25 protein-coding genes and 1 pseudogene are annotated in these 20,948 nt (G+C 45.0%); 9 read left to right on the top strand and 17 right to left on the bottom strand.

Features of this window, described 5'->3' with window-relative positions; translation table 11 throughout:
* Window positions 1-26: 26 nt before the first annotated feature.
* From IBX48_RS05265 to IBX48_RS05275, 3 genes and pseudogenes are all read right to left on the bottom strand, one after another.
* On the bottom strand, window positions 27-452 hold the full coding sequence (locus IBX48_RS05265) for a HipA N-terminal domain-containing protein (RefSeq protein ID WP_296831532.1): 426 nt from the start codon (window positions 450-452) through the stop codon (window positions 27-29).
* Window positions 449-751, bottom strand: a complete 303-nt coding sequence (locus IBX48_RS05270; RefSeq protein WP_296831534.1) for a helix-turn-helix transcriptional regulator — start codon at window positions 749-751, stop codon at window positions 449-451. The genes IBX48_RS05265 and IBX48_RS05270 overlap by 4 nt, the downstream gene beginning before the upstream one ends.
* A gap of 161 nt (window positions 752-912) precedes the next feature.
* Window positions 913-1,113, bottom strand: a pseudogene (locus tag IBX48_RS05275) (DNA-binding protein); the annotation flags it as partial.
* Between the two features lie 138 nt (window positions 1,114-1,251).
* Between IBX48_RS05275 and IBX48_RS05280 the strand changes: the two are divergent.
* Window positions 1,252-1,635: a hypothetical protein gene (locus IBX48_RS05280; protein ID WP_296831539.1), complete on the top strand. Its 384-nt coding sequence runs from the start codon at window positions 1,252-1,254 to the stop codon at window positions 1,633-1,635.
* Between the two features lie 448 nt (window positions 1,636-2,083).
* On the opposite strand, the gene IBX48_RS05285 is transcribed toward IBX48_RS05280, so the two are convergent.
* Window positions 2,084-2,617, bottom strand: coding sequence for a DUF3087 family protein (locus IBX48_RS05285; protein ID WP_296831541.1), 534 nt, complete (start codon window positions 2,615-2,617; stop codon window positions 2,084-2,086).
* A gap of 52 nt (window positions 2,618-2,669) precedes the next feature.
* On the bottom strand, window positions 2,670-3,095 hold the full coding sequence (locus tag IBX48_RS05290; protein ID WP_296831542.1) for an FKBP-type peptidyl-prolyl cis-trans isomerase: 426 nt from the start codon (window positions 3,093-3,095) through the stop codon (window positions 2,670-2,672).
* Between the two features lie 60 nt (window positions 3,096-3,155).
* Between IBX48_RS05290 and dnaQ the strand changes: the two genes are divergently transcribed.
* Window positions 3,156-3,854, top strand: a complete 699-nt coding sequence (dnaQ, locus tag IBX48_RS05295) for a DNA polymerase III subunit epsilon (protein WP_296831544.1) — start codon at window positions 3,156-3,158, stop codon at window positions 3,852-3,854.
* A gap of 87 nt (window positions 3,855-3,941) precedes the next feature.
* On the opposite strand, the gene IBX48_RS05300 is transcribed toward dnaQ, so the two are convergent.
* Window positions 3,942-4,664 (bottom strand): small multi-drug export protein, encoded by a 723-nt coding sequence (locus tag IBX48_RS05300; protein ID WP_296831546.1) that lies wholly within the window; start codon window positions 4,662-4,664, stop codon window positions 3,942-3,944.
* Between the two features lie 41 nt (window positions 4,665-4,705).
* Complete coding sequence (wrbA, locus tag IBX48_RS05305) at window positions 4,706-5,308, bottom strand: NAD(P)H:quinone oxidoreductase (protein ID WP_296831548.1); 603 nt, start codon at window positions 5,306-5,308, stop codon at window positions 4,706-4,708.
* Between the two features lie 252 nt (window positions 5,309-5,560).
* On the opposite strand from wrbA, the gene IBX48_RS05310 reads away from it, so the two are divergent.
* Together IBX48_RS05310 and IBX48_RS05315 are read left to right on the top strand one after the other, a co-directional pair.
* The gene (locus tag IBX48_RS05310; RefSeq protein ID WP_296831550.1) at window positions 5,561-5,785 is read left to right on the top strand and encodes a hypothetical protein; all 225 of its coding nucleotides are present in this window, start codon (window positions 5,561-5,563) and stop codon (window positions 5,783-5,785) included.
* A gap of 3 nt (window positions 5,786-5,788) precedes the next feature.
* The gene (locus tag IBX48_RS05315; protein WP_296831552.1) at window positions 5,789-6,061 is read left to right on the top strand and encodes a type II toxin-antitoxin system RelE/ParE family toxin; all 273 of its coding nucleotides are present in this window, start codon (window positions 5,789-5,791) and stop codon (window positions 6,059-6,061) included.
* A gap of 70 nt (window positions 6,062-6,131) precedes the next feature.
* On the opposite strand, the gene IBX48_RS05320 is transcribed toward IBX48_RS05315, so the two are convergent.
* Together IBX48_RS05320 and gltX are read right to left on the bottom strand one after the other, a co-directional pair.
* Window positions 6,132-6,434 carry a hypothetical protein gene (locus IBX48_RS05320; protein ID WP_296831554.1) on the bottom strand — a complete coding sequence of 101 codons (303 nt, stop codon included), beginning with the start codon at window positions 6,432-6,434 and terminating at the stop codon, window positions 6,132-6,134.
* A gap of 5 nt (window positions 6,435-6,439) precedes the next feature.
* Entirely contained in the window at window positions 6,440-7,849 is a 1,410-nt protein-coding gene (gene gltX / locus IBX48_RS05325; RefSeq protein WP_296831557.1) for a glutamate--tRNA ligase, read from the bottom strand.
* A 227-nt stretch (window positions 7,850-8,076) separates the two neighbouring features.
* Here gltX and IBX48_RS05330 point away from each other — a divergent pair, with 227 nt between their 5' ends.
* Window positions 8,077-9,696 (top strand): FMN-binding glutamate synthase family protein, encoded by a 1,620-nt coding sequence (locus IBX48_RS05330; protein WP_296831559.1) that lies wholly within the window; start codon window positions 8,077-8,079, stop codon window positions 9,694-9,696.
* 81 nt (window positions 9,697-9,777) lie between these two features.
* On the opposite strand, the gene IBX48_RS05335 is transcribed toward IBX48_RS05330, so the two are convergent.
* Window positions 9,778-10,623, bottom strand: a complete 846-nt coding sequence (locus IBX48_RS05335) for a DUF5718 family protein (RefSeq protein WP_296831561.1) — start codon at window positions 10,621-10,623, stop codon at window positions 9,778-9,780.
* Window positions 10,624-10,711: 88 nt separating this feature from the next.
* On the bottom strand, window positions 10,712-11,797 hold the full coding sequence (locus IBX48_RS05340; protein WP_296831563.1) for a mechanosensitive ion channel domain-containing protein: 1,086 nt from the start codon (window positions 11,795-11,797) through the stop codon (window positions 10,712-10,714).
* Between the two features lie 148 nt (window positions 11,798-11,945).
* On the opposite strand from IBX48_RS05340, the gene IBX48_RS05345 reads away from it, so the two are divergent.
* The 4 genes from IBX48_RS05345 (at window position 11,946) to IBX48_RS05360 (ending at window position 15,708) form a co-directional block, all read left to right on the top strand.
* Window positions 11,946-12,905 (top strand): SLAC1 anion channel family protein, encoded by a 960-nt coding sequence (locus IBX48_RS05345; RefSeq protein ID WP_296831565.1) that lies wholly within the window; start codon window positions 11,946-11,948, stop codon window positions 12,903-12,905.
* A gap of 30 nt (window positions 12,906-12,935) precedes the next feature.
* Window positions 12,936-14,732 (top strand): PDZ domain-containing protein, encoded by a 1,797-nt coding sequence (locus IBX48_RS05350; RefSeq protein ID WP_296831567.1) that lies wholly within the window; start codon window positions 12,936-12,938, stop codon window positions 14,730-14,732.
* 31 nt (window positions 14,733-14,763) lie between these two features.
* Window positions 14,764-15,000 (top strand): SlyX family protein, encoded by a 237-nt coding sequence (locus IBX48_RS05355; RefSeq protein WP_296831569.1) that lies wholly within the window; start codon window positions 14,764-14,766, stop codon window positions 14,998-15,000.
* Between the two features lie 153 nt (window positions 15,001-15,153).
* On the top strand, window positions 15,154-15,708 hold the full coding sequence (locus IBX48_RS05360; RefSeq protein WP_296831571.1) for a carboxymuconolactone decarboxylase family protein: 555 nt from the start codon (window positions 15,154-15,156) through the stop codon (window positions 15,706-15,708).
* A 209-nt stretch (window positions 15,709-15,917) separates the two neighbouring features.
* Here IBX48_RS05360 and IBX48_RS05365 read toward each other — a convergent pair whose 3' ends face one another.
* From IBX48_RS05365 to IBX48_RS05390, 6 genes are all read right to left on the bottom strand, one after another.
* Window positions 15,918-16,970: a nuclease-related domain-containing protein gene (locus tag IBX48_RS05365; RefSeq protein WP_296831574.1), complete on the bottom strand. Its 1,053-nt coding sequence runs from the start codon at window positions 16,968-16,970 to the stop codon at window positions 15,918-15,920.
* A 25-nt stretch (window positions 16,971-16,995) separates the two neighbouring features.
* Complete coding sequence (locus IBX48_RS05370) at window positions 16,996-17,529, bottom strand: DsrE family protein (protein WP_296831576.1); 534 nt, start codon at window positions 17,527-17,529, stop codon at window positions 16,996-16,998.
* Window positions 17,530-17,891: 362 nt separating this feature from the next.
* Entirely contained in the window at window positions 17,892-18,575 is a 684-nt protein-coding gene (locus tag IBX48_RS05375) for a glutathione S-transferase family protein (RefSeq protein ID WP_296831577.1), read from the bottom strand.
* A 15-nt stretch (window positions 18,576-18,590) separates the two neighbouring features.
* Window positions 18,591-18,848, bottom strand: coding sequence for a YfhL family 4Fe-4S dicluster ferredoxin (locus IBX48_RS05380; RefSeq protein WP_296831579.1), 258 nt, complete (start codon window positions 18,846-18,848; stop codon window positions 18,591-18,593).
* Window positions 18,849-18,969: 121 nt separating this feature from the next.
* Entirely contained in the window at window positions 18,970-20,388 is a 1,419-nt protein-coding gene (gene yegQ, locus IBX48_RS05385) for a tRNA 5-hydroxyuridine modification protein YegQ (RefSeq protein ID WP_296831581.1), read from the bottom strand.
* A 33-nt stretch (window positions 20,389-20,421) separates the two neighbouring features.
* Entirely contained in the window at window positions 20,422-20,934 is a 513-nt protein-coding gene (locus tag IBX48_RS05390; protein ID WP_296831583.1) for a DNA-deoxyinosine glycosylase, read from the bottom strand.
* Window positions 20,935-20,948: the final 14 nt, after the last annotated feature.

The raw sequence follows: 20,948 nt of genomic DNA on the forward strand, positions 1-20,948 counted from the left end.
CTAAAGCGCGGCTTGGATATGGCTGATTACTTAAGGGTAACGTCCCCTTTTATAAAAAACGCACCGGCCTCTTCTAACTTAAAACGCAACGCACCCATGCGATGCACATCATGCACCCCAAGCAGATAATCGGTTTCCATCAACTTCTTAGGTTTTCTGCTTTGCTGACTGGCTAAAACGGCCTCTCTACGTTGCATAATCAAGCGCCCCCAGCGGTCAGGACACGAATCTAAAAACGCGCGAAAGTTTCGATCATCTTGACTATGCTGCTCGCCCTGAAACAGCTTGAGTTCCGGGTCAATTTGCTGGGCATAATTCGAAGTCAACCAAGCTGAATCATAGCTAAAACTAAAATGCTCGCTGCCTCGTACAACATCCGCACGCAATATCCCAACTTTATGCGGACTATCCATCCCCTGCCAATCGGCATAAACCAAAATTTCACGGCTCATGATGACTTACCTTTCAGCAGTTCAATATCCTGCAACTTACGCCCCAATTCATCGTCACGCGCCACCTGGGTCAAATCATCCGCCAAACCCAATACCGATAAAACCAACAGATAATGCCCCATCGACACCGAACCGTCGCCGCGCTCAATTTTTCTGAGTGTGGGCTTAGACAAACCCGTGCGCTCGGCCATTTGGGTTTGCGTCAGTTTTCGGCGTTTCGCCGCCAACCGAATGTTTTCACCCAACTGCACCAAAATCGTTTCCTGCTTAGGAAATAACGTCGCTGTTCGCTTCTCCACCTCTCGCTAACCTCTAAAAAATTTCGTTAAGGTTACTTTACGCCAAACACAGACGATATGAAACTATATTTTCACAATTAACGAAAAAAGGGAAATATAGATTCACATGAAAACCTTGCCAACCAGGCCTGGTGGTTACATAAAGGATAGCCCTTAGGCAATTAAACAGAAAGTTGATAGTCGGAAATCAAAGACTCTAGCGGAATATTCAAACCCTGATGAAGTTTGCGAATCATGCTCAGCGATAAACGACGTTTACGATTAAGCACTTCGCTCACACGACTGCGCTGACCCAACATAGGCGTTTAATCGGCATCGGACAGGCCTTGTTGCTCCATGCGAAACTTAATGGCTTCTATGGGTATTAGGCGACAATTAACATGTCCTCTTGACGACAATTATCTTGGCCGCTTTGAGTGACGCTATGATGGTGACTTTTTTCTGCAAAGGAATCGTCATTGTCAGGCAAACACATCACACAAAAGCAATGGACAATTTATATGCAAAATCGTCAACAAGGTCATACTCAAAAAATCAGTGCCGCTAAAGCCGGCATCAGTGAGCGCACAGCTCGGCGCATTGATCACCAATCTAATCCTCCCGCGTTAAAACCTCGACACTGGCGAACACGTAAAGACCCGTTGGCTAATATCTGGGAAAGCGAACTTTTGCCTTTACTTCAAGCCTCACCTGGTTTAACCGGTTTAACCTTAATGGACTATTTGGATGAGCGTTATCCGGATGTTTATCCTTCAAGTTTATTGCGCACCTTACAACGCCGCGTTAAGTTTTTTAATGCTACCCAGGGCGAAGATAAGCCGCATTCTGCTCGCCTTTATCACCTAAGCGAAGCTTTTTTAAATCTTGCAAGACTTTGGCTCTGATTGATTTTTCGCTGGGTTCGAGTTGGTTCAATAACTCTTCTAGCTGGCTAATGTCTTGGGTTCTTGGTTCGAAGTGTTTGATTATCGGCATAAGGATTATTTTCCGAGTAGTGGTATTTAATCCTACATCATACGTGATGCGAGACTTTACATAAAACACTCAACTCGTGAGATTACTTTTTCCAGAACAACCGATTCATGTCGAACAGATTGTTTTGAATGGCATGCTGATTGGAGGGTTTAGCTTATTACAACCGTGTTTGATGCCTTCAGCTATTGTGCACCAGGCCTGGTTGTTGGTAGAGCTGTTCAAATGGAGACCCTTCGCTTTGCTCAGGGTGACAGCGGAATTATGTGGCTTGAGGTGTTGTAGATCTATGTATGCGTGGCTTTTCTGTTGTGAGGAAAGCCACGTTGTTTGCAGGCGCGATTTCAAGTAAAAACTTGGCTAGTTTTGTTCTTTATCGCCAATCACGGCTTTCAGCTTGGCTAGCTCAAATTGCGTTTGCTCGGTCTCTAAACCCAGTTCGCGCATTTTGGCTGCTAGCTGATCTTTCTCGACCTTAAGGTCAATCAAACCGCTGGTGTTTTGCTCGAAGGTGTACATTTGGGTGATGCCTAAATGATAAAAACGCAAAATCTTCATCGCCTCGGTATCGCCCGCCTCTACCTTTTCTTGCAAAGGTCGCATCGCATTGGTGATGTGCATTAAGCTGCGTTTTAATTGCCAGCCGTACATCGCTTCTTGCATCCAGGGCTGGTGTCTAAAAAACTTAGCCGTAATCCAAAACACGATGCCTAAACCAATCAGCGCACCCATGATTTGCAGGGTCAACAAGTTATGTGGGTTTTCACCAAACAGCTTCGGGAAAAAATACGAGGTTAAAAAACCCAACGCAATAAACAACGCCATTACACGCAATGTCGCGTTGCGGGTTTTCACCCGATAGTGATGCGGATCAATCTCTTTAATTTCAAACATTTAACAACCTTGTATTGAATTTATTTTAAGTCGAGTGGGAAAATAGCCCGGTTTATTCAACCGAAATAATCTCGACTTTATAATCCAAGGTTTTGCCCGCTAATGGGTGGTTGCCGTCTAGGTAGACTTTGTCGCCATCAATTTTGGTGATGCGGAAGTTGATTGGATTGCCTTCTGGGTCCACGGTTTCGACCACATTGCCTTCGACTAATTCAACATTGTCGTCAAAGTTTTCTGGGCTGGCGACCACCATTAAATCGTCGGCTTCATAACCGTAGGCTTTTTCTGGTGCGATCGTCACCTTGGCTTTAAAACCAGGTTCTTCGCCCTCCAAAAACTCTTCTAAGCCTTCGATAATTTCTTCTTCACCTTGGATATAAACCACCGGTGCGACATCGTAGGTCGAATCTAGCAACTCGCCCTTGTTATCACGCAGTTCATAATGAAACGTAACTTTTGCGCCTTTCTTCACTCGCATCGGGTATTCCTCAATTTTAAAAGTGATAAAATGAGGCTTATTTTAAACCAAGAGACGGTTATGCGTCAGATAATCTTAGATACCGAAACCACGGGCATCGATCCCAAACAAGGCCACCGCATTATTGAAATCGGCTGTGTCGAGCTGTTGGATCGCAAATTAACCCACCAGCATTACCACCAATATATTCAACCCGAACGCGAGGTAGAAGAAGAAGCGATTGGCGTGCACGGTATTACCAATGAGTTTTTAACCGACAAACCCAAATTTTCTGAGGTGGTCGAGGCGTTTATGCAATTTGTGCAAGGCGCGGAATTGGTAATTCACAACGCGCCGTTTGACGTGGGTTTTATCAACCACGAACTCGCGCTATTAAGAAACAACCCTTGGGGCAAAATAGAAGACCACTGCAAAATCACCGACACCTTAAAAATGGCACGCCAAACCTATCCAGGTCAGCGTAATTCGTTGGATGCTTTGTGCAAGCGTTTAGGCGTAGATAACTCAGGTCGAGAATTACACGGCGCCCTACTCGATTCTGAGATTCTGGCGGATGTGTATTTAATGATGACCGGCGGCCAAGTCAGTTTAAAACTGGCGCACGATCACGGCGGCGCGTCTGGCAACCGTTGGACTCGCAAAAGCCGCGACCAACGCGGCGCGCTTAAAGTGTTGCAACCCACGCCAGAAGAACTGGCCGCGCACCAAGCTTATTTAGCCAAGTTATTTAAAGACCAAGAAAACCCGCCTGTTTGGTAAGCTAAACCTTATAACCACCAGGCCTGGTGGTTTGAAAAACCTAAAAGCCTAACCAACAAAACAAACACTTAACCGAAAATTTTTGAGTTAGGGTTCTTGATTACTTTCGGATGCGCGGCGTACTCTTTTCAAGTTAAACCAATAACCGACGGCGACAATGGCTAATAACAAGCCAAACAGAAATGCCAATCCCCAACTCCCAAACGCTTGGGTTTGAGTATGCAGGTTATACAAAAGCCCGGCCCAAAACAGCATCGCAATAAAGGTTCCAGACAAGACCGCCAACAAATTAACTAACGGACGCAGTCCAATTAAACAACCAATCGCACAGCCAATCACCGGGCCGGTCATCCAAAACGGAAACCACACAAACGCAAACACCCCAATTACACCATAACGATAAACCGCATCCTTATGCCTATTGGCATGAAGATGAACTCGATCAATCACAGATTGCAGCTTTGGGAACATGGGGAGCTGGCGCAAACTGAAAACAAACAGCGGGAAAAACAACAAAACCAAAACTGTCTCAGTCAGCATATTCACGCCAATCACTAACACATGGCCTTGTCCAGCGGCATAACCCATCAACAAAGAAATCGAACGCCCTAGGGTTAAATTAGCAAACACCATGCTACCGATAATGCCTGACAAATCCGGTGAAACCAGCGCCAAGAGTCCTATTGCAGCTAACCCGATAAGCGCCAACCCAATACCAATCGCCAGAACGACCCCTTCAAAAGAATAAAAAACCCGCCAACCCTTTTTGACTGAAGATTCATTCGTTACCTGAGTTTGTGGTTGGTTCATGCTAAATAGTTCATTCTTTTGCTAATTGCGATACCTTTATATCACGCAGACTGTTTTTTCGCTATTTGGGCAACATGCGCGCCTTGAAAATGCGCGATTTCCAACTCATTTTTAGAAGGTTGGCGACGGCCATCCCCATCTGCCAAAGTGCTCGCGCCATAAGGTGTGCCACCGCTAATTTCACTCATATTCGCAAGTCCCTGGCACGAATAAGGAATACCGACGATAATCATGCCATGATGCAGCAGCGAAGTATGGAACGAGGTGATGGTGGTTTCTTGACCACCGTGTTGGGTTGCGGTCGAGGTAAATACGCTACCCACCTTCCCTACTAACTTGCCACCCGCCCATAAACCGCCGGTTTGATCTAGAAAGTTACGCATTTGCGCACACATATTGCCAAAACGGGTGGGCGTGCCAAAAATAATCGCATCATAATCGCCCAACTCATCCGGTTTCGCAATCGGGGCGGCCTGATCAAGCTTAGCGCCGGCCTTGCGTGCCACATCCTCTGGCACCAAATCCGGCACACGCTTAACACTAACCTCAACCCCTTCCACAGTTTTAACGCCTTCTGCCACCGCATTCGCCATGGTTTCAACGTGACCATACATGCTGTAATAAACAACCAAAACCTTTGTCATGTTAATGCTCCTTTTCCTATGGGTGAATGATTAACATACGCCCCGAAAAAGAAAAATCCAATGAAGATTCAGAGAAATCTAAAATTAATCTTATTAAAACAAATAGTTAATTGAGCCTTCGAAACAATCGTAAACGGGTGAGTTTAGAAATACACATGGTCAACCAGGCCTGGTACAAGCCAAACCACCCTAAGTTGCAAAAAGAAACCTAAGGTGGTTTAATAAAACTTTAAATTTATCAGGTGTCTCATCATGTCTATTGCCATTAAGCTTTCCGATGAATTAGCGCAAGAAGCTAAACTCTATGCGACTATCACTCATCGTTCCGTACCCAAGCAAATTGAATATTGGAGCCGAATCGGCAAACTCGCTGAAGAAAATCCAGACTTACCTTTCAGTTTTATTCAAGAAACGTTGCTTTCTATTGAAGAAAGTAAAGACCCACAACAGCTTTCCGAATATCAATTCGGCCATTGAATAATGAACGTATTACAAACCAACCGATTTCAAAAAGCGGTTAAAAAACTACACGCCAATCAAAAGCTCGAACTTGATAACGCCATCCAACAGTTGATTCAAAACCCGGAAATCGGCGAACTTAAAAAAGGCGACTTAACAGCCGTGAGAGTGTTCAAATTCAAAATGCAGAACCAGCTGACTTTGCTTGGCTATCGTTTTATTAACGATGAACCTTGCCTACTCATGCTTTCAGTTGGAAGCCATGAAAACTTCTATCGGGATTTGAAAGCATAATTTTTGTTTAGGCAGACCATAGTGTCAAATTAGGACAAATTGATTGTTTAATATATCTCGCGGTTTCAAGTTATAACTCACAAAAAGTTTTAATAGTCCCTGGGTCGTGTAGGGCGAGTTTTAGATATTCCTCGTCACTCAGAAAGTCGACCAAAGATACAACTTTCCATTTATCAACTCCAAAATCACTAGAAAGTTGAACTAAGTTTGAAACTATTTGTTCAACTTCTGAGTCAGATAAACTTGTCACCTGATTGATTTCATTTTTAATCAAATCAGGTGCATCAAGCCTATGCGCACCATTGGTTGAAATTTCATATAAACGTTCAACCAAAGTTTCTTTGTCTAGCCATTTTATATTCAACTCGATCAACTACATTAGCCTTCGGCGCGGGTGGCGATAAAGTCTAGCGCCATTTGTAGGCGTGTTAAGCAGCGGTCTTTGCCGATGAGCTCGGCGGTAGCGTCAATTGATGGCGATTGACCGCCGCCAGTGATGGCGACACGCAAAGGCATACCGACTTTACCCATGCCCAGTTCAAGTTCGTCGGCGGCGGCTTGAATGGCTTGGTGGATGGGTTCGGCTTTCCATTCGGTTAGGTCTTGCAGTTTTTTCATCACCAGAGCTAAGGGTTCGCCTGCCACCGGACGCAAATGTTTTTTGGCGGCATTGGCTTCAAACTCGGTGAAGTCTTGGTAGAAATACACTGCGCTATCGGCCATCTCGATTAAGGTTTTGGCTCGGTCACGCAAAAGGTCGGCGACTTTTTCTAATGCTGGGCCTTGGCTTAAGTCGCAACCGCGTTCGGTCATAAACAAGGATAAATGGCGCGCCAAATGTTCCGATTTCGCCATTTGAATATGTTGCTGGCTGACCCATTCGCACTTCTCGTCGTTAAACGTAGACGGTGCGTTGTTAACCGCTTCTAAACTAAAGGCTTCGACCATTTGATCCATCGTAAATATTTCTTGGTCGCCGTGCGACCAGCCTAAACGAACTAAGTAGTTTAATAAAGCTTCCGGTAAAAAGCCTTCTTCTTTGTATTGCAACACACTGACCGCGCCGTGGCGTTTAGATAAACGCGCGCCGTCAGTGCCTAACACCATTGGAATATGCGAATACTTGGGAATCGGTGCACCCAAAGCTTTTAGGATATTGATTTGGCGTGGCGTGTTATTGAGGTGATCGTCACCGCGAATAACGTGGGTAATACCCATATCCCAGTCGTCTACCACCACGGTTAAGTTGTAGGTAGGCGTGCCATCTGAACGCGCAATCACTAAATCGTCGATTTCGCTATTGCGGATGGTGACTTGGCCTTTCACCAAATCGTCGATCACGACTTCGCCATCTAACGGATTTTTAAAACGGATAACCGGCTTTATGCCTTCTGGCGGCGTGCCTTTAAAATCACGGTAACGTCCGTCATAACGTGGCTTTTCGCCATTGGCACGTTGTTGTTCACGCATCGCGTCCAACTCTTCGCTGCTGGCGTAGCAATAATAAGCATCGCCTTGATCCAATAGTTGTTGAATCACTTCTTTATAGCGCTCGAAATGATGGGTTTGATAAAACGGGCCTTTATCGTAATCCAACCCTAACCAAGCCATGCCTTCTAAAATCGCATTCACCGATTCTTGGGTGGAACGTTCTAAGTCTGTATCTTCGATGCGTAAAATAAATTCGCCGCCCATTTTGCGTGCAAATAACCATGAAAACAACGCAGTGCGCACACCGCCAATATGTAAATAACCCGTTGGGCTAGGCGCAAATCGAGTACGAATCACAACAGACTCCTGAAACTAGAAAAATGAAAACCAAATTATACAACAACCAGGCCTGGTGATTCGAAAAGCTAAGGCTTATCCCACGAGGTTTAAGCAGAATAAAGTCTTTTTTAAAACCCGCTTGATTTTCAGGATTAAGGCTTTAATATGGATTTTTACTTAAACTCGGTTAGGTTTGCGCTTGACCCTCTGCTTTTTTGACCGCCCTAGTTACACGGAGACGTTTTATGACAACCATGCAGGACGCTTTTATTGTCGTTGCATTAAGCCTGAGCTTAATCGTTGGAGTGCTTGGTTTGATTTGGCCACCGATTTGGTGGGCGTTTTTGATAATTGTGCCGTTGGTGTTAGTGGGGGTTTACGATATTTGGCAAACCCAACATACGATTTTACGACTTTACCCGGTGATTGGGCATTTGCGTTTTGTGTTTGAAAGTATTCGCCCCGAAATTCAGCAGTATTTTGTCGAAAACGACACCAATGGCATGCCGGTGAGCCGCGAGTTTCGATCTCTGGTGTATCAACGCGCTAAAGGTCAGTCGGATACACGCCCGTTTGGCACCACGTTTGACACTAATCGTGTCGGCTATGAATGGACCAATCATTCCATGTTCCCTGCACCGATGATGGCCGATGAACCCAGAGTCACCTTTGGTGAAAATCGCGCACGCCAGCCCTACTGTTCTTCGTTGGTGAATATTTCGGCTTTAAGTTTTGGTGCCTTAAGCCCAAACGCCTTGCGTGCGCTTAACCTAGGTGCCAAATTGGGCAATTTTGCCCACAATACCGGCGAAGGCGGCATTAGCCCTTATCATTTAGAAAATGGCGGCGATTTAATTTGGCAAATCGGCACGGGGTATTTTGGTTGTCGCACATTGGGTGGCCATTTTAGCCGCGAATTGTTTGCTGAAAACGCCGCGCATGAAGCCGTTAAGATGATTGAAGTGAAACTATCACAAGGAGCCAAACCTGGACATGGTGGTTTATTACCTGGCGCCAAAGTGACCGCTGAAATTGCCCAAATACGAGGCGTTGAGATGGGCAAAGACGTGGTCTCCCCGCCCGATCATTCAGCGTTTCGTAACCCGATTGAGCTGCTCAAGTTTATTGAGGAGCTCCGCCAAATTTCGGGTAAACCCGTAGGCTTTAAATTGGCGATCGGTCGGCCACAAGAGTTTTTGGCGATTTGTAAAGCCATGTTAACGACTGACATATTGCCGGATTTTATTACGGTCGATGGTGGCGAAGGCGGCACGGGCGCGGCACCGATTGAATTTTCTAACTCGATGGGCACCCCTTTGCGTGAAGCCTTGCATTTGGTGCATTCGTGTTTGGTGGGTTGCGGTTTACGTGAGCCGATTCGCATCGTGGCGTCGGGCAAACTGTTTTCGGCGTTTCATTTGTATCGTTCATTGGCGATGGGCGCGGATTGCATTAATTCGGGGCGCGGGATGATGTTTGCGTTGGGTTGTATTCAATCACTTAACTGCAACACCGACAAATGCCCAACCGGCATTACCACGCAGAACTTAAAACGTTCTAACGCATTGGATGTGACCAATAAATCGCAACGCGTGGCCAACTATCAAAGTTCGTTAGTGTTTCACTTTCGCAAGATTATGGTCGCGGCCGGTTTAAGTCGCACCCAAGATATTAGCGCGCACGATATTTTTCGGCGCATCAGTGAAACGCAGGTAAAAAGTCTGGCGGAAATCTATCCGGTGATGCGCAAAAGCGCGCTGTTAAACGAAAGCAGCGTGCCAGAAGATTGGCGTTATTACTGGCAAACCGCGAATCCAGAGTGCTGGTCTAAGCAACAGCTGAAACAAGAAGATAATAAAAGCTGATAAAATGAAAGCCAATAAAACCGATTGAAACCAGCAGGCCTGGTGGTTTTATAAACCAAACCTTGCTGGCGGGCACCTCGATTAAGAGGCTTCAATGGTTTGTACCAGAGCTGAACCTGAAAAGTCTGAAAAGTCATTATCTTGAGAAAAATCTTGTCGAATCTGCTCAAGAGTTACCTTTTGCGGATCATAGACAAATACACCCACTTGATCACCCGGCTGTAAAAAGTGACTTTCACCAAAGTCGGTATAACGCGTGGCACCAAGCGTGATAATGATTTGCTTTGGGTAATTCATTTGCGCCAATAAGACCGGAAGGTCTTCAAGCGGGCCAGCCTCTTTTTGTTGATTAAGGGTTTTAACGACCCAATCCGCCAGTTTTTGATAGAAATAACTATAACTAAGCACCGGGCTATCCACGCCATATTCATATACTTGATGGTCGCGTTTTATAAAACAACACAAGTGATAGTGGTCGAGCACCCCGCCGGCGCTAAATTGATCAATTTCTAACCACTGCTCAGACAATCCGGTACTGGCGGCTCCCCAGTTTTTCTTCTGGCTGATTTTGGCGGCGGGCCAACGCAATGAACAATCATTAAACGCACTGAATGCCCGCGCACGAGCTTGGCTGACTTGTTTGCCGTCATAATCGAGTTCAAACAATACCGATATTTCGGGCTCAGCCTGGAGTTTAATCGGCTGCGAAAAATCGGCACGAATCACAAGATTACAAAATGGATAAACGCCTAAAAACGACGAGTCTCCGGGAATATAAATCGGGAAAATGCCTTTAGGTGCAAGTTGGTCTTCGGTTTTAACATTAACAAAATCAGAGGCTTCACCCGCTTGATTTAAATGATCGGCAAAATTACCGGCAATGCCGAATACAGGCAAAGCCTGTAATTCTTTGAGCTGGAATGGCATAGGCTTTTCAAATCGCTTATTTTTAAAAGCCCCGATTTTGCCTGATTAATCCGGCGCTGTCTAGGTTAAACCACCAGGCCTGGTTGGATCAGAAGGCCTCATCCGATTGCGTTTCACGTTTTGGCATGGATTTAATATAGAGGTCATGCTTACTATAAGGAATTTCAATCTTCGCTTGCGCAAAACGCTTAAATATCTGAACATTTAAGCTATCTAACACCCGAGTTCGAATTTCGGGATCATGAATCCAGACTCTTAAAGAAAAATCTAACCCAGACGCGCCAAAGTTTAAAAACCGAACCAATGGCTCAGGATCCGATTGCACCATAGGTTCGTTACGAGCAATGTCGAGCAAAATTTCACGTACTTTATCAATATCCGAATCATATGCCACACTGACGTTGGCGTACATACGCATACTCACAAATCGACCTGATGACTGGTTCACGACCTTGCCATTTGCAATCACCGAGTTGGGAATGTTTATTTCGACATCATCGCGGGTTAACAGACGTGTTGAACGCAAACCTATGTTCGTTACCTTGCCGCGATCCGTGCCATCAATCACAATGTAGTCGCCAATTTTATAAGGCGAATCCGCCATAATGAAAACACCGGATAAAATATTGGCGATGGTGTCCTTAGCTGCAAAACCCACCGCAATACCGATCACCCCAGCTGAAGCCAGCCAAGCCGTCATATTGATATTCCAGGTAATAAAAATTAGGTACAAAATGATCAGCACGATCAATATGGCCGACAAGTTATCCAGCAATGGTAAGGTTTGCGGCTTAATAAATGACCCTATCAACTGGCGTTGACTGTTATAGCGCAGCGCAAATTGCGAGCCGCGATAAACAAACTGCCCCCAAACTAATATGTTTAGAGTGGTCAAAACTCGGTTGGTATAGAGTAGATGCGTGTCCTGCCAGTCAAATTTAAGCGTTAAAATCGCACTAATGGCAATAAACAGCACAGAGACCGTCAGAGGCAAGCGAATATGAGTTAACAGATAGGTCAACACCTCTCGGTTGCGCGACTTTGCCCAGCGCTTAGGACCTATGATAATCAACAGGTTTAAAGCCAAGGCACCTATTAATGCCAAAATCACATAAAAAATGGCCTGTAATATTGGATGTTCCAAGCCTAAATAGGCTATCCACTGCTCTATCATTTAGATTTACCCTGTTATCTTTAATTGCTTACGATTTTAATTGAGTTTGTGATTCAACAAATAACCAACAGAACTGGTTTCTCCCTGTCTAATTATAGTTAAAAAGCTTAAAATAACACTTTTTAGTTTGCACACTAGGATCAATCACATGTCATCACGTTTAGGCTTATTTCCGGTTGCGATATTTGGTGCCATTATGGGCTGGAGCGGATTAACCCTTAATTTTTATGCCGCCCACGAATTTCTTGGCTTAAACTCGCTGTTTTACAAAAGCCTGCTGGTGATGACTTTAGTATTTTTTGGTTTGATGGCCATTACTTATGGCCTAAAAATCATCAAACATTTCGAGGCCGTTAAAAACGAATTTAACCACCCGATTGCGTTGCACTTTTTCCCCACGATTAGCATCAGTTTATTGTTGATATCAGTGTTATTGCATTCACACACACCGCAAACCGCTGAAATACTTTGGTTAATTGGGGCGACTGCCCAGTTGGTGTTAACCGTGGTGATTATTAACAACTGGATTCATCGCGACACTTGGGAAATTGTCCATGCGACGCCGGCTTGGTTTATTCCGGTGGTCGGCAACATTGTCGCGCCATTGGGTGCGGTGCAGTTTGGTTATATTGAACTGGGTTGGTTTTTCTTTAGCATCGGCATTACTTTCTGGTTAGCGTTAAAAGCAATTGTATTGTATCGCTTGATTTTCCATCCGTTTTTACAACCACAATTGATCCCCACGCTGTTTATTTTTATCGCGCCGCCTGCGATGGGGTTCTTGGCTTATATGGCGCTCAACGACGACCGGCTCGATAATTTCGCGCATGTGTTGTATTACGCCAGCTTATTTATTACGATCTTATTATTTGCCCAAGGTAAGCGCTTTTTAAAAGTACCCTTTGCGATTTCTTGGTGGGCTTACACCTTCCCGCTAGCCGCCATCACTAATGCCAGTTTTTTAATGTATGACATCACAGCGAAAGTTGGGTTCGGTTATTTATCCGCCGCATTCATTGCTTTATTAAGCGGGTTGATTTTTCACCTAACATTAAAAACCCTGACGGTGATTAAAAACAAACAACTTTGCGTGCCGCCCAAAGCTTAAACACGTTAACCGACAAAGGATTTCACGCTTATGCAACAACAAGCCATTCATTACACCATTAGCCTCGCTGATCCGCACGCGCACTTATTTGACGTGTGTATGGAAATCACCCATCCAGACTTAGCCGGTCAAGTCGTAAGTTTGCCGAGCTGGATTCCGGGCAGCTATATGATCCGCGACTTTGCTAAGCATTTGATTGGTTTGCATGCGGAAACCTTAGACGGCCAGCCTTTGTTTATAACTTCGCTGGACAAATCCCATTGGGAAATTCAGTCTTGCGATGAACCGCTACGCGTCAAGTATCAAGTTTATGCCTGGGATTTGTCGGTGCGCGGCGCGCATTTTGACCAAACCCATGCATTTTTTAACGGCACCAGCACCTTCTTAATGGCGGAAGGTCAGCGTGGCAAAACCGTGAGTTTGGATATTGAAGCCAATGATTTCACTCGCCACCAGGCCTGGTGCGTGGCGACCGCGATGCAAGATGTCAAAATTGACGCCCAAGGTTTTGGGCGTTATTTGGCGGCGGATTACGATGAATTAATTGATCATCCGGTGGAAATTGGCGCGCACACCCAAGCTGAATTTGTTGCGGAAGGCATTAAACACCAAGTGGTGTTAACTGGCCAACATGATTGCGACCTAGCGCGTTTAATCCAAGATTTACAAAAAATCTGCCAAACCCAACTGCGCTTTTTCGGCAAACCTGCGCCCTTTCCACATTATGTGTTTATGGTCATGGTGGTGGGCGATGGTTATGGCGGTTTAGAACATCGTCATTCGACCGCGTTGGTGTGCTCGCGTGAAAGCTTGCCTTATGTTGGTATGCAGAAAGCCAGCGATGAGTATTTGCAGTTTTTAGAGTTATGTTCGCACGAGTATTTCCACTCTTGGAACGTCAAACGTATTATGCCCGCCCAATTCCAAACGCCTAATTTAAGCCAACCAGCTTATACCGAACAGCTTTGGTGGTTTGAAGGCGCCACTTCGGTTTACGATCTGCTGTTTTTGTACAAAGCAGGCCTGGTGGACGATACGTTGTATTTAAGACAACTCGCACGTCAAATGAGTACCGTCTATCGCATGCCCGGGCGTTTTAAACAAAGCGTGTCGGAATCGAGTTTTCACACTTGGACCAAATTTTATCAACAAGACGAAAACGCACCCAATGCGATTATTAGCTACTACACCAAAGGTTCGCTGATTGCGTTTGGGTTAGACTTTACAATTCGCCAAGCCACCCAAAACCAAAAATGTTTAGACCATCTTTTAATGCGGCTTTGGCACGAATACGGCCAACCGCAGATCGGCTTAAAAGAAGGCGAAATTGAACGTTTAGCTTCTGAAGTGGCGGGGGTGGACTTAACCGACTTCTTTGATCGCTACCTACGTGGCACGGAAGATTTACCGTTTGAACAATGGTTTGGGGAAGTCGGTATCGACTTTAAATTACGCGCGGCCACTTCCGCTAGCGACCTAGGCGGCGAAACCGACAGCACCACGCCCTATTTAAGCCTCGGCGCGAACCTAAGCAATACCGAACACCAAAGCGTTAAACTCAGCCATGTTTGGCAACAACGCCCGGCGCATTTAGCGGGTTTAGCCGCCAATGACGAAATCATGGCTTTGAATGGTTTAAAAACCCCGAATGTGGCGACACTGGAGAAAATTCTTGCGCGTCAACAAGTCGGCCGCCAACTCGACTGCCATTTTTTCCGTCGCGATGAATTAATCCAAACCCAAATTGAACTGGATGCAACTCCAAAAGATCGTGTGGTATTAGGTCGTCAAGACAGCGACGCAACGCCCGTTTGGCCAAAGCTTTAAAGCATTAATTGAATTCAAGAAAGGAAAAGATGTGACCACATCAGAACAACCAGGCCTGGTGGCTTTGCAAGAACGCATAGCCGAATTGGAATTTAAACTCGCCTACCAAGAAAACACCTTGGAAGCGCTCGAAAAAACCGCCGCCTATCAGCAACAGTCGATTCAATCTTTGGAACGTAAATTAGGTTTATTAGGGGATTATTTAAAGTCGCTAAGAGAAGATCCAATCAAACCGCTTAGCGAAGAAACCCCTCCGCCGCATTACTAGATTAAATGTAAATTAACACTTCATGTTCGAATGGCGAGGGCCTATCCATAATGGTTCCTGACGGATGAATTAGCGATTATTGTAACAATTGTTGAACAATCACTCAATAATTGTTATTATTTTTGAACACTCACTCAAAAATGGAAGATAATTATGATCGAATTTCCCCTGCACACACTTGATACAGCTCCAGAAGCTTCTAAAAACCTACTGAAACAAACACAAAAAAACTTTGGGTTTTTACCTAACCTGATTGCTGTAATGGCCAGCTCACCTGCCATCACTGAAGCTTATTTAACGGTGGGCGATATTTTTGCTAAATCAAGTTTATCGCCAACAGAGCAACAAGTGGTTCTCTTAACCGTGAGTCATTATCATGAATGCACTTATTGTATGGCTGCGCACACTGCGATTGCCAGTATGCAAAATGTTAAATCGGACATCGTACAGGCTATTCGAAACGGCCACGCTATCGCTGATAAGAAACTACAGGCTTTGCGTCATTTCACCTGGTTGCTGGTCGAAAATAGAGGCTGGGTGAATGATGAAGATATGCAGGCATTCATCGATGCAGGCTATGATCAGGCTCAGATGCTGGATGTACTGGTTGGTGTGGCTCAAAAGACTTTAAGTAATTTCACAAACCACCTAACAAAAACACCTCTAGATGATGTATTTTCTGAAGTTGCATGGACACCTTCAAAATAGTCAAACCATGTAATTTACTCTATTGATTAACCTTCACAGAGAGGGCACCTCGATTAACCCCTGGTTGATTCTGCGGGGCTTAGCCAAGTTTCTCAGCTCTGCGTTGTGAACCTTTGCAAGGTCTAGACATTCCTTCAGGTTCACGCCTTGATCTGAAACCAAGAGGGGTTAATCGAGCTCTGCCCTAGAGTAAAATTACAATCTGAATATTAATCTTGCAAACTCGGCTCGTTCACTAAAGTAGCTGGCAGCAAGAAAAAGAAACCGCGACGGCCTTTTCTAAACTGAATGCCCGCCGCTTTACCTTGATCGGTAACAAAGGTTTTATCACCGCGTTTTTCCATAAAACCTTCTTCAATCAAACGCAACTCCATTTCCGCAGGACTCAGATTCATGGCTCTGGCCAACTTTGGCATGGTTAAACGCTCTAAACGTTCTGACTTTTCATCAGCCTCAACTTCACCCACTTGTTGAGCTGCTGACTGAGTCACCGGCTTAGATGCGGCGGCGTTTGAAGAAGCCTGAGCTTTCGAAGGTTTTAACCCATACTTAGCCCAGTAATCAACTTCAATCGGTGCATTTTGAGCTTCTAGATCGTCACCCAATTCAACCAAAGCCGCTTGGCTCATAGATCGACAGCCTAACCAACCTGCTAAACGTTTAAATACTGAGAAAATTCCGCCCGAGTTGGTTTTGCTGGATAAGGTTTTCTGTACCTGATCTGGCCGACATAGGTTGTCATAACCTCTGTTCGGTTTAATCAACTTAGCTTTATAATCCACCACAACAAAGTGACGGAACACGGGATTGGTCATACCCAAGTCTGCCAATACTTTTTTAACAATGGGTTGGTTTAATTTTGATAAATTAAACGGCGAGGCAATTTCAATATAACGTTTTTTAAAACGATCCCAACGCCAATAACGCCCTTTAGAATCGAGTTTAATACCGGTTGAGAAATGCTTGGTTTCAAACAAACTCACCACGCCATGCTCATTAATCGCCAAATGGTCAATTTGCGCCACTTGTCCGTCACGCTCAAAACGTAACCCACTTAATAAAATCGCACCCGGTTGATCTCTAAAAATACTGCCTAATACCTTAGTTGCATTCTGCTCGGCTCTCTCAGCGGTTTGCAGGCGTTTTAAATCACCCAAAGCTAAACGTTTAATTTTTTCTTGCTCGGGTGTTAAGGTATCTAAAATGGTTTCGAGTTGTCTAATTTCGTTGTTACGTGATTCAATTTTTTTTAAAACGGGCATAAATACCATTTCCTTCCATCTATTATTATTGTTGTTCCGAATTTAACTGCTGGCGCTCTTTATCGCTTAGGCGCTCTATAACGATCACATCATAACCTAACGCTTTATAGTCGTTAATTTGGGCTTCACCGGAAGCCGATACATCGACAAAATCTACAAAGTCTTGATCACTTTTGCCTTGCCAACCCGCTACTACGGCACAAACGTGTACTGTCACACCTTGCACTTTTGTCATGGTTTCAAAGGCTTGTAACACATCGCTGGGGGCCGCACTGGATTCGGATTTAGCAAACTCAACCAGTTCACGACCGTGGCTTACAATCACCACATCTAAATCCGCATAACGCTGCTTTAAGGCATCTACTTGCGTTTGAATCACCTGGGTATAGTCCGACATCGCTTCGGGTGACAAACTCTCCACCTCAATAACGACACCAGCAGGCGGCGACATTTGCATTAGAATGCGTTCCACATCTGGGTGCAAGCTGTAGTCGGACAAAGCCCAAGCTTGACCAAATGATAACAAGCTCAACAACGCAATTTTGAGCCAATTTTTCATTTTCACTCTCCTTTACCAATTAGCCTAACTAGACTAACAAAAAACCCGCTTTAAAGGCGGGTTTCTATTTCAAACCGTCATGAGATTTTCAATAGGGCACCTCAATTAGCCCCAGCTTGAATTCTGCGTGACTTTCAGGCTACTTATTCTAGGCGTGCGTCGCCGACCTTAGTCATTTTAAGGTCAAGGCGAACAACAACGAAGAAGTGGCCTGAAAGTCACGCCCGAAGGGGCTTAGCCAAGCTTTCCAGCTCGGCGTTGTGAACCTTTGCAATGTCTAGACATTCCGGCAGGTTCACGCCTTGATCTGAAAAACTTGGCGTGGCCAGAATCAACCTGGGGTTAATCGAGCTGCCCAATATTTAGTCAACTAAGCGGCTGGCCATGTGACCATCGTAATGGGCAATCATGCCACGATACATGGTCGATAACTCAGGTATCACCGAGTCTTTTACACAAGGCAAACTTAACAGCACTTTTTGCCAATTCTGTAATACCGGTAAGCCTTTCAACACATCTAAATCACAATGGGTTTTAAGCAAATCCAGCCGCATTAACATCGGTGCAAACGCCGCATCAATCAACTTAAACTCCGAACCGTTAAAATAATCTTGGCCAGAATGCACGCCTTCTATACGTTTAAGCAAGGCTTGCAAGCCATCAATTTTTTTCTGGCAAGCAGCGGCCTCTTTTTCATGAATAATACCATGCAAACCGTCCATCCCCATTAATTCACCGCCAAAAGCCATCCACGCGCGATTTTTGGCTTTAATTAACGGATCAGTCGGGTGCAATGAAGGCGGCGTAATTTCATCCACATACTCTTGAATCACCGAGGATTCAAACAACACCTCTGAATCATCCACTTTTACAACTGGCACTTTCCCAAGCGGTGAGATGTCTAAAAACCATTGCGGCGGATTTTGCAGGTCAATATAGGTGATTTTAAAATCGACATTTTTATGCAACAACGTAATAACCGCACGTTGTACAAATGGGCAAAGTTTAAAACTAATCAGTTCGAGTTGTGGAATCGATTGTGACATCTGCGCTCCTTATGCTTAAATTTGATTGGTTTTCACCAACTGTTTGAACTTTTCAAATAAGTCTGTCTTGGTTTCAATATGCCCTGGGTCGGTGATAATCACATCAATCGGGCACACACTAATACAAGTCGGTTTATCATAAAACCCCACACATTCAGTGCACAAGTCTGGGTTAATTTCATACACCTTTTCGCCCATCGAAATCGCGGTATTCGGGCATTCCGGCTCGCACATGTCGCAATTGATGCAACCCGACAGAATTTTTAACGCCATGTTTTACTCACCACAAAATTCACCACAGAGGCACGAAGACACAAAAAAAATTATTTGATGCCATTAAATTCGTCCGCATTATTTAACTCTATAAAATCTTCGTGCCTCTATGTCTCGGTGGTTAACCAACTTTAGCCGCCGAATCACGTTTGGTGTCACCACCCCAAGATTCGTTACGCATCACCAAACCGAACTTTAACACATCTGGCGATAAACCTTTAAACGGGTTCGGAATGCGCGCAATCCAACCTGAACCCAAAGCGGCATCAATCGGCTTGTCGTGTTTGTCTTTCATCTGATCCAACACCAGTGTGACATTACCGGCTGGGGTCATAATTTCAATCGAATCGCCCACGCAGAACTTATTTTTAACATCAATTTCAAGCGTGTCATCGTTTACATCAATCACTTCACCGACAAAACGCTGACTGTCTGACTTAGACACACCGTAATCGTAGTTTTGATATTCTGAATGCACGTGACGACGTAAAAAGCCTTCGGTATAACCACGACTCGCTAAGCCATCCAACTGCAACAATAAGTCTGGATCAAACGGCTTGCCAGCGGCGGCATCATCAATCGCTTTACGATAAACCTGTGCGGTACGCGCCACATAATAATGCGATTTGGTACGCCCTTCGATTTTTAGTGAATGCACACCCATTTGAACCAATTCTGGAATCAACTCAACCGCACGCAAGTCTTTTGAGTTCATAATGTAAGTGCCGTGTTCGTCTTCAAACGCGGGCATTAATTCGCCCGGACGACCCTGCTCTTCTAATAACCAAACTCGATCAGTGGTTTCACCCTCGCCCAAAGTCGGTTCAGCTTGGGAAATCTCTGGCGCAGGCAAACTGGTGGTGCCAGTTAAATCGGTCATACGTTCAATGCCTACCACTTCACCGGCCGCGTTTTCCTTGCCTTCGTAGGTGTTGTAGTTCCAACGACAGGCGTTGGTACAAGTGCCTTGGTTGGCATCACGTTTATTGATATAACCGGACAACAAGCAACGACCGGAATAAGCAATACACAAAGCACCGTGTACAAATACTTCTAACTCCATGCCCGGCACCATTTCATGAATTTCGGCAATTTCGTTGACGGATAATTCACGCGATAAAACCACTCGACTCACGCCTTGGTCATACCAAAACTTAACCGTCGCCCAGTTAACCGCATTCGACTGCACGGATAAATGAATTTCTTGTTGTGGAAAATGCTCACGCACCATCATAATCATGCCCGGGTCGGACATAATCAGCGCGTCCGGTTTCATATTGATAACCGGCTCGATATCTTTTAAAAAGGTTTTTAATTTAGAGTTATGTGCTGCAATGTTGGTTACAACATAAAACTTTTTGCCCAACTCATGCGCACGCGCTATGCCTTTCGCCAAGTTTTCTAAATCAAATTCGTTGTTGCGCACGCGCAAGCTATAACGTGGCTGACCCGCATAAACGGCATCGGCCCCGTAAGCAAACGCGTATTCCATGTTTTTCATTGTGCCGGCTGGCGACAAGAGTTCGGACTTAAAAGTCATGTTATTATTCCCCAGTTCTATAACCTACCTATTTTATAGGAAATTAGCTATTTTGTCGCGCCAGACTTGGGTTTTATCTTCTAAACTCATCCGAGCGTGCGCCGGACTGGTTGAGGGTAAGGTCACAAGCTGGATTGAGTTAAAAACCAGCGGATGGCCTTTATGCAGATGACGTTTAAACAAGTCAGCCGCCTTATTGCCATTTAACGCAATCGCTTGGCATTCAGGATGACGAAGCACCAGGCCTGGTATATCGTTGGTTTGAATCGATTTCGAGCAAATCGCTGAATCTAAACTACCCGACCGTTCGCATTGCGCCAGCACATCCCACAAACCAATATGATGTTGCTGTAATTGCTTATAACGTTGCTCAAAACTGCCTGACCAGTCTTGTTGCAACAAGGTCGCCATAATCGGCCAAAACCCATTACGTGAATGCGCATAATAAGCTTGCGCCTCTAACGAAGCCACGCCGGGCATGGAGCCTAAAATCAAAACCCGCATATAAGCGGGTTCGATAGGTTTAAAGCTTTGGCAAATTTCCACAAGAGTGAATTCGC

The sequence above is a fragment of the Thiomicrospira sp. genome (genome assembly GCF_014859555.1).
Classification (GTDB): Bacteria; Pseudomonadota; Gammaproteobacteria; order Thiomicrospirales; family Thiomicrospiraceae; genus Thiomicrospira.

What these genes read in the sequence shown, in the direction of transcription:
- IBX48_RS05300 (WP_296831546.1), bottom strand. Translation starts at nt 4,664, where the DNA reads ATGAACCAACCACAAACTCAGGTAACGAATGAATCTTCAGTCAAAAAG.
- wrbA (WP_296831548.1), bottom strand. Translation starts at nt 5,308, where the DNA reads ATGACAAAGGTTTTGGTTGTTTATTACAGCATGTATGGTCACGTTGAA.
- IBX48_RS05330 (WP_296831559.1), top strand. Translation starts at nt 8,077, where the DNA reads ATGACAACCATGCAGGACGCTTTTATTGTCGTTGCATTAAGCCTGAGC.
- IBX48_RS05345 (WP_296831565.1), top strand. Translation starts at nt 11,946, where the DNA reads ATGTCATCACGTTTAGGCTTATTTCCGGTTGCGATATTTGGTGCCATT.
- IBX48_RS05290 (WP_296831542.1), bottom strand. Translation starts at nt 3,095, where the DNA reads ATGCGAGTGAAGAAAGGCGCAAAAGTTACGTTTCATTATGAACTGCGT.
- IBX48_RS05360 (WP_296831571.1), top strand. Translation starts at nt 15,154, where the DNA reads ATGATCGAATTTCCCCTGCACACACTTGATACAGCTCCAGAAGCTTCT.
- IBX48_RS05335 (WP_296831561.1), bottom strand. Translation starts at nt 10,623, where the DNA reads ATGCCATTCCAGCTCAAAGAATTACAGGCTTTGCCTGTATTCGGCATT.
- yegQ (WP_296831581.1), bottom strand. Translation starts at nt 20,388, where the DNA reads ATGACTTTTAAGTCCGAACTCTTGTCGCCAGCCGGCACAATGAAAAAC.
- IBX48_RS05380 (WP_296831579.1), bottom strand. Translation starts at nt 18,848, where the DNA reads ATGGCGTTAAAAATTCTGTCGGGTTGCATCAATTGCGACATGTGCGAG.
- IBX48_RS05370 (WP_296831576.1), bottom strand. Translation starts at nt 17,529, where the DNA reads ATGAAAAATTGGCTCAAAATTGCGTTGTTGAGCTTGTTATCATTTGGT.
- IBX48_RS05280 (WP_296831539.1), top strand. Translation starts at nt 1,252, where the DNA reads ATGCAAAATCGTCAACAAGGTCATACTCAAAAAATCAGTGCCGCTAAA.
- IBX48_RS05365 (WP_296831574.1), bottom strand. Translation starts at nt 16,970, where the DNA reads ATGCCCGTTTTAAAAAAAATTGAATCACGTAACAACGAAATTAGACAA.
- IBX48_RS05375 (WP_296831577.1), bottom strand. Translation starts at nt 18,575, where the DNA reads ATGTCACAATCGATTCCACAACTCGAACTGATTAGTTTTAAACTTTGC.
- IBX48_RS05315 (WP_296831552.1), top strand. Translation starts at nt 5,789, where the DNA reads ATGAACGTATTACAAACCAACCGATTTCAAAAAGCGGTTAAAAAACTA.
- IBX48_RS05350 (WP_296831567.1), top strand. Translation starts at nt 12,936, where the DNA reads ATGCAACAACAAGCCATTCATTACACCATTAGCCTCGCTGATCCGCAC.
- IBX48_RS05265 (WP_296831532.1), bottom strand. Translation starts at nt 452, where the DNA reads ATGAGCCGTGAAATTTTGGTTTATGCCGATTGGCAGGGGATGGATAGT.
- IBX48_RS05285 (WP_296831541.1), bottom strand. Translation starts at nt 2,617, where the DNA reads ATGTTTGAAATTAAAGAGATTGATCCGCATCACTATCGGGTGAAAACC.
- IBX48_RS05340 (WP_296831563.1), bottom strand. Translation starts at nt 11,797, where the DNA reads ATGATAGAGCAGTGGATAGCCTATTTAGGCTTGGAACATCCAATATTA.
- IBX48_RS05310 (WP_296831550.1), top strand. Translation starts at nt 5,561, where the DNA reads ATGTCTATTGCCATTAAGCTTTCCGATGAATTAGCGCAAGAAGCTAAA.
- dnaQ (WP_296831544.1), top strand. Translation starts at nt 3,156, where the DNA reads ATGCGTCAGATAATCTTAGATACCGAAACCACGGGCATCGATCCCAAA.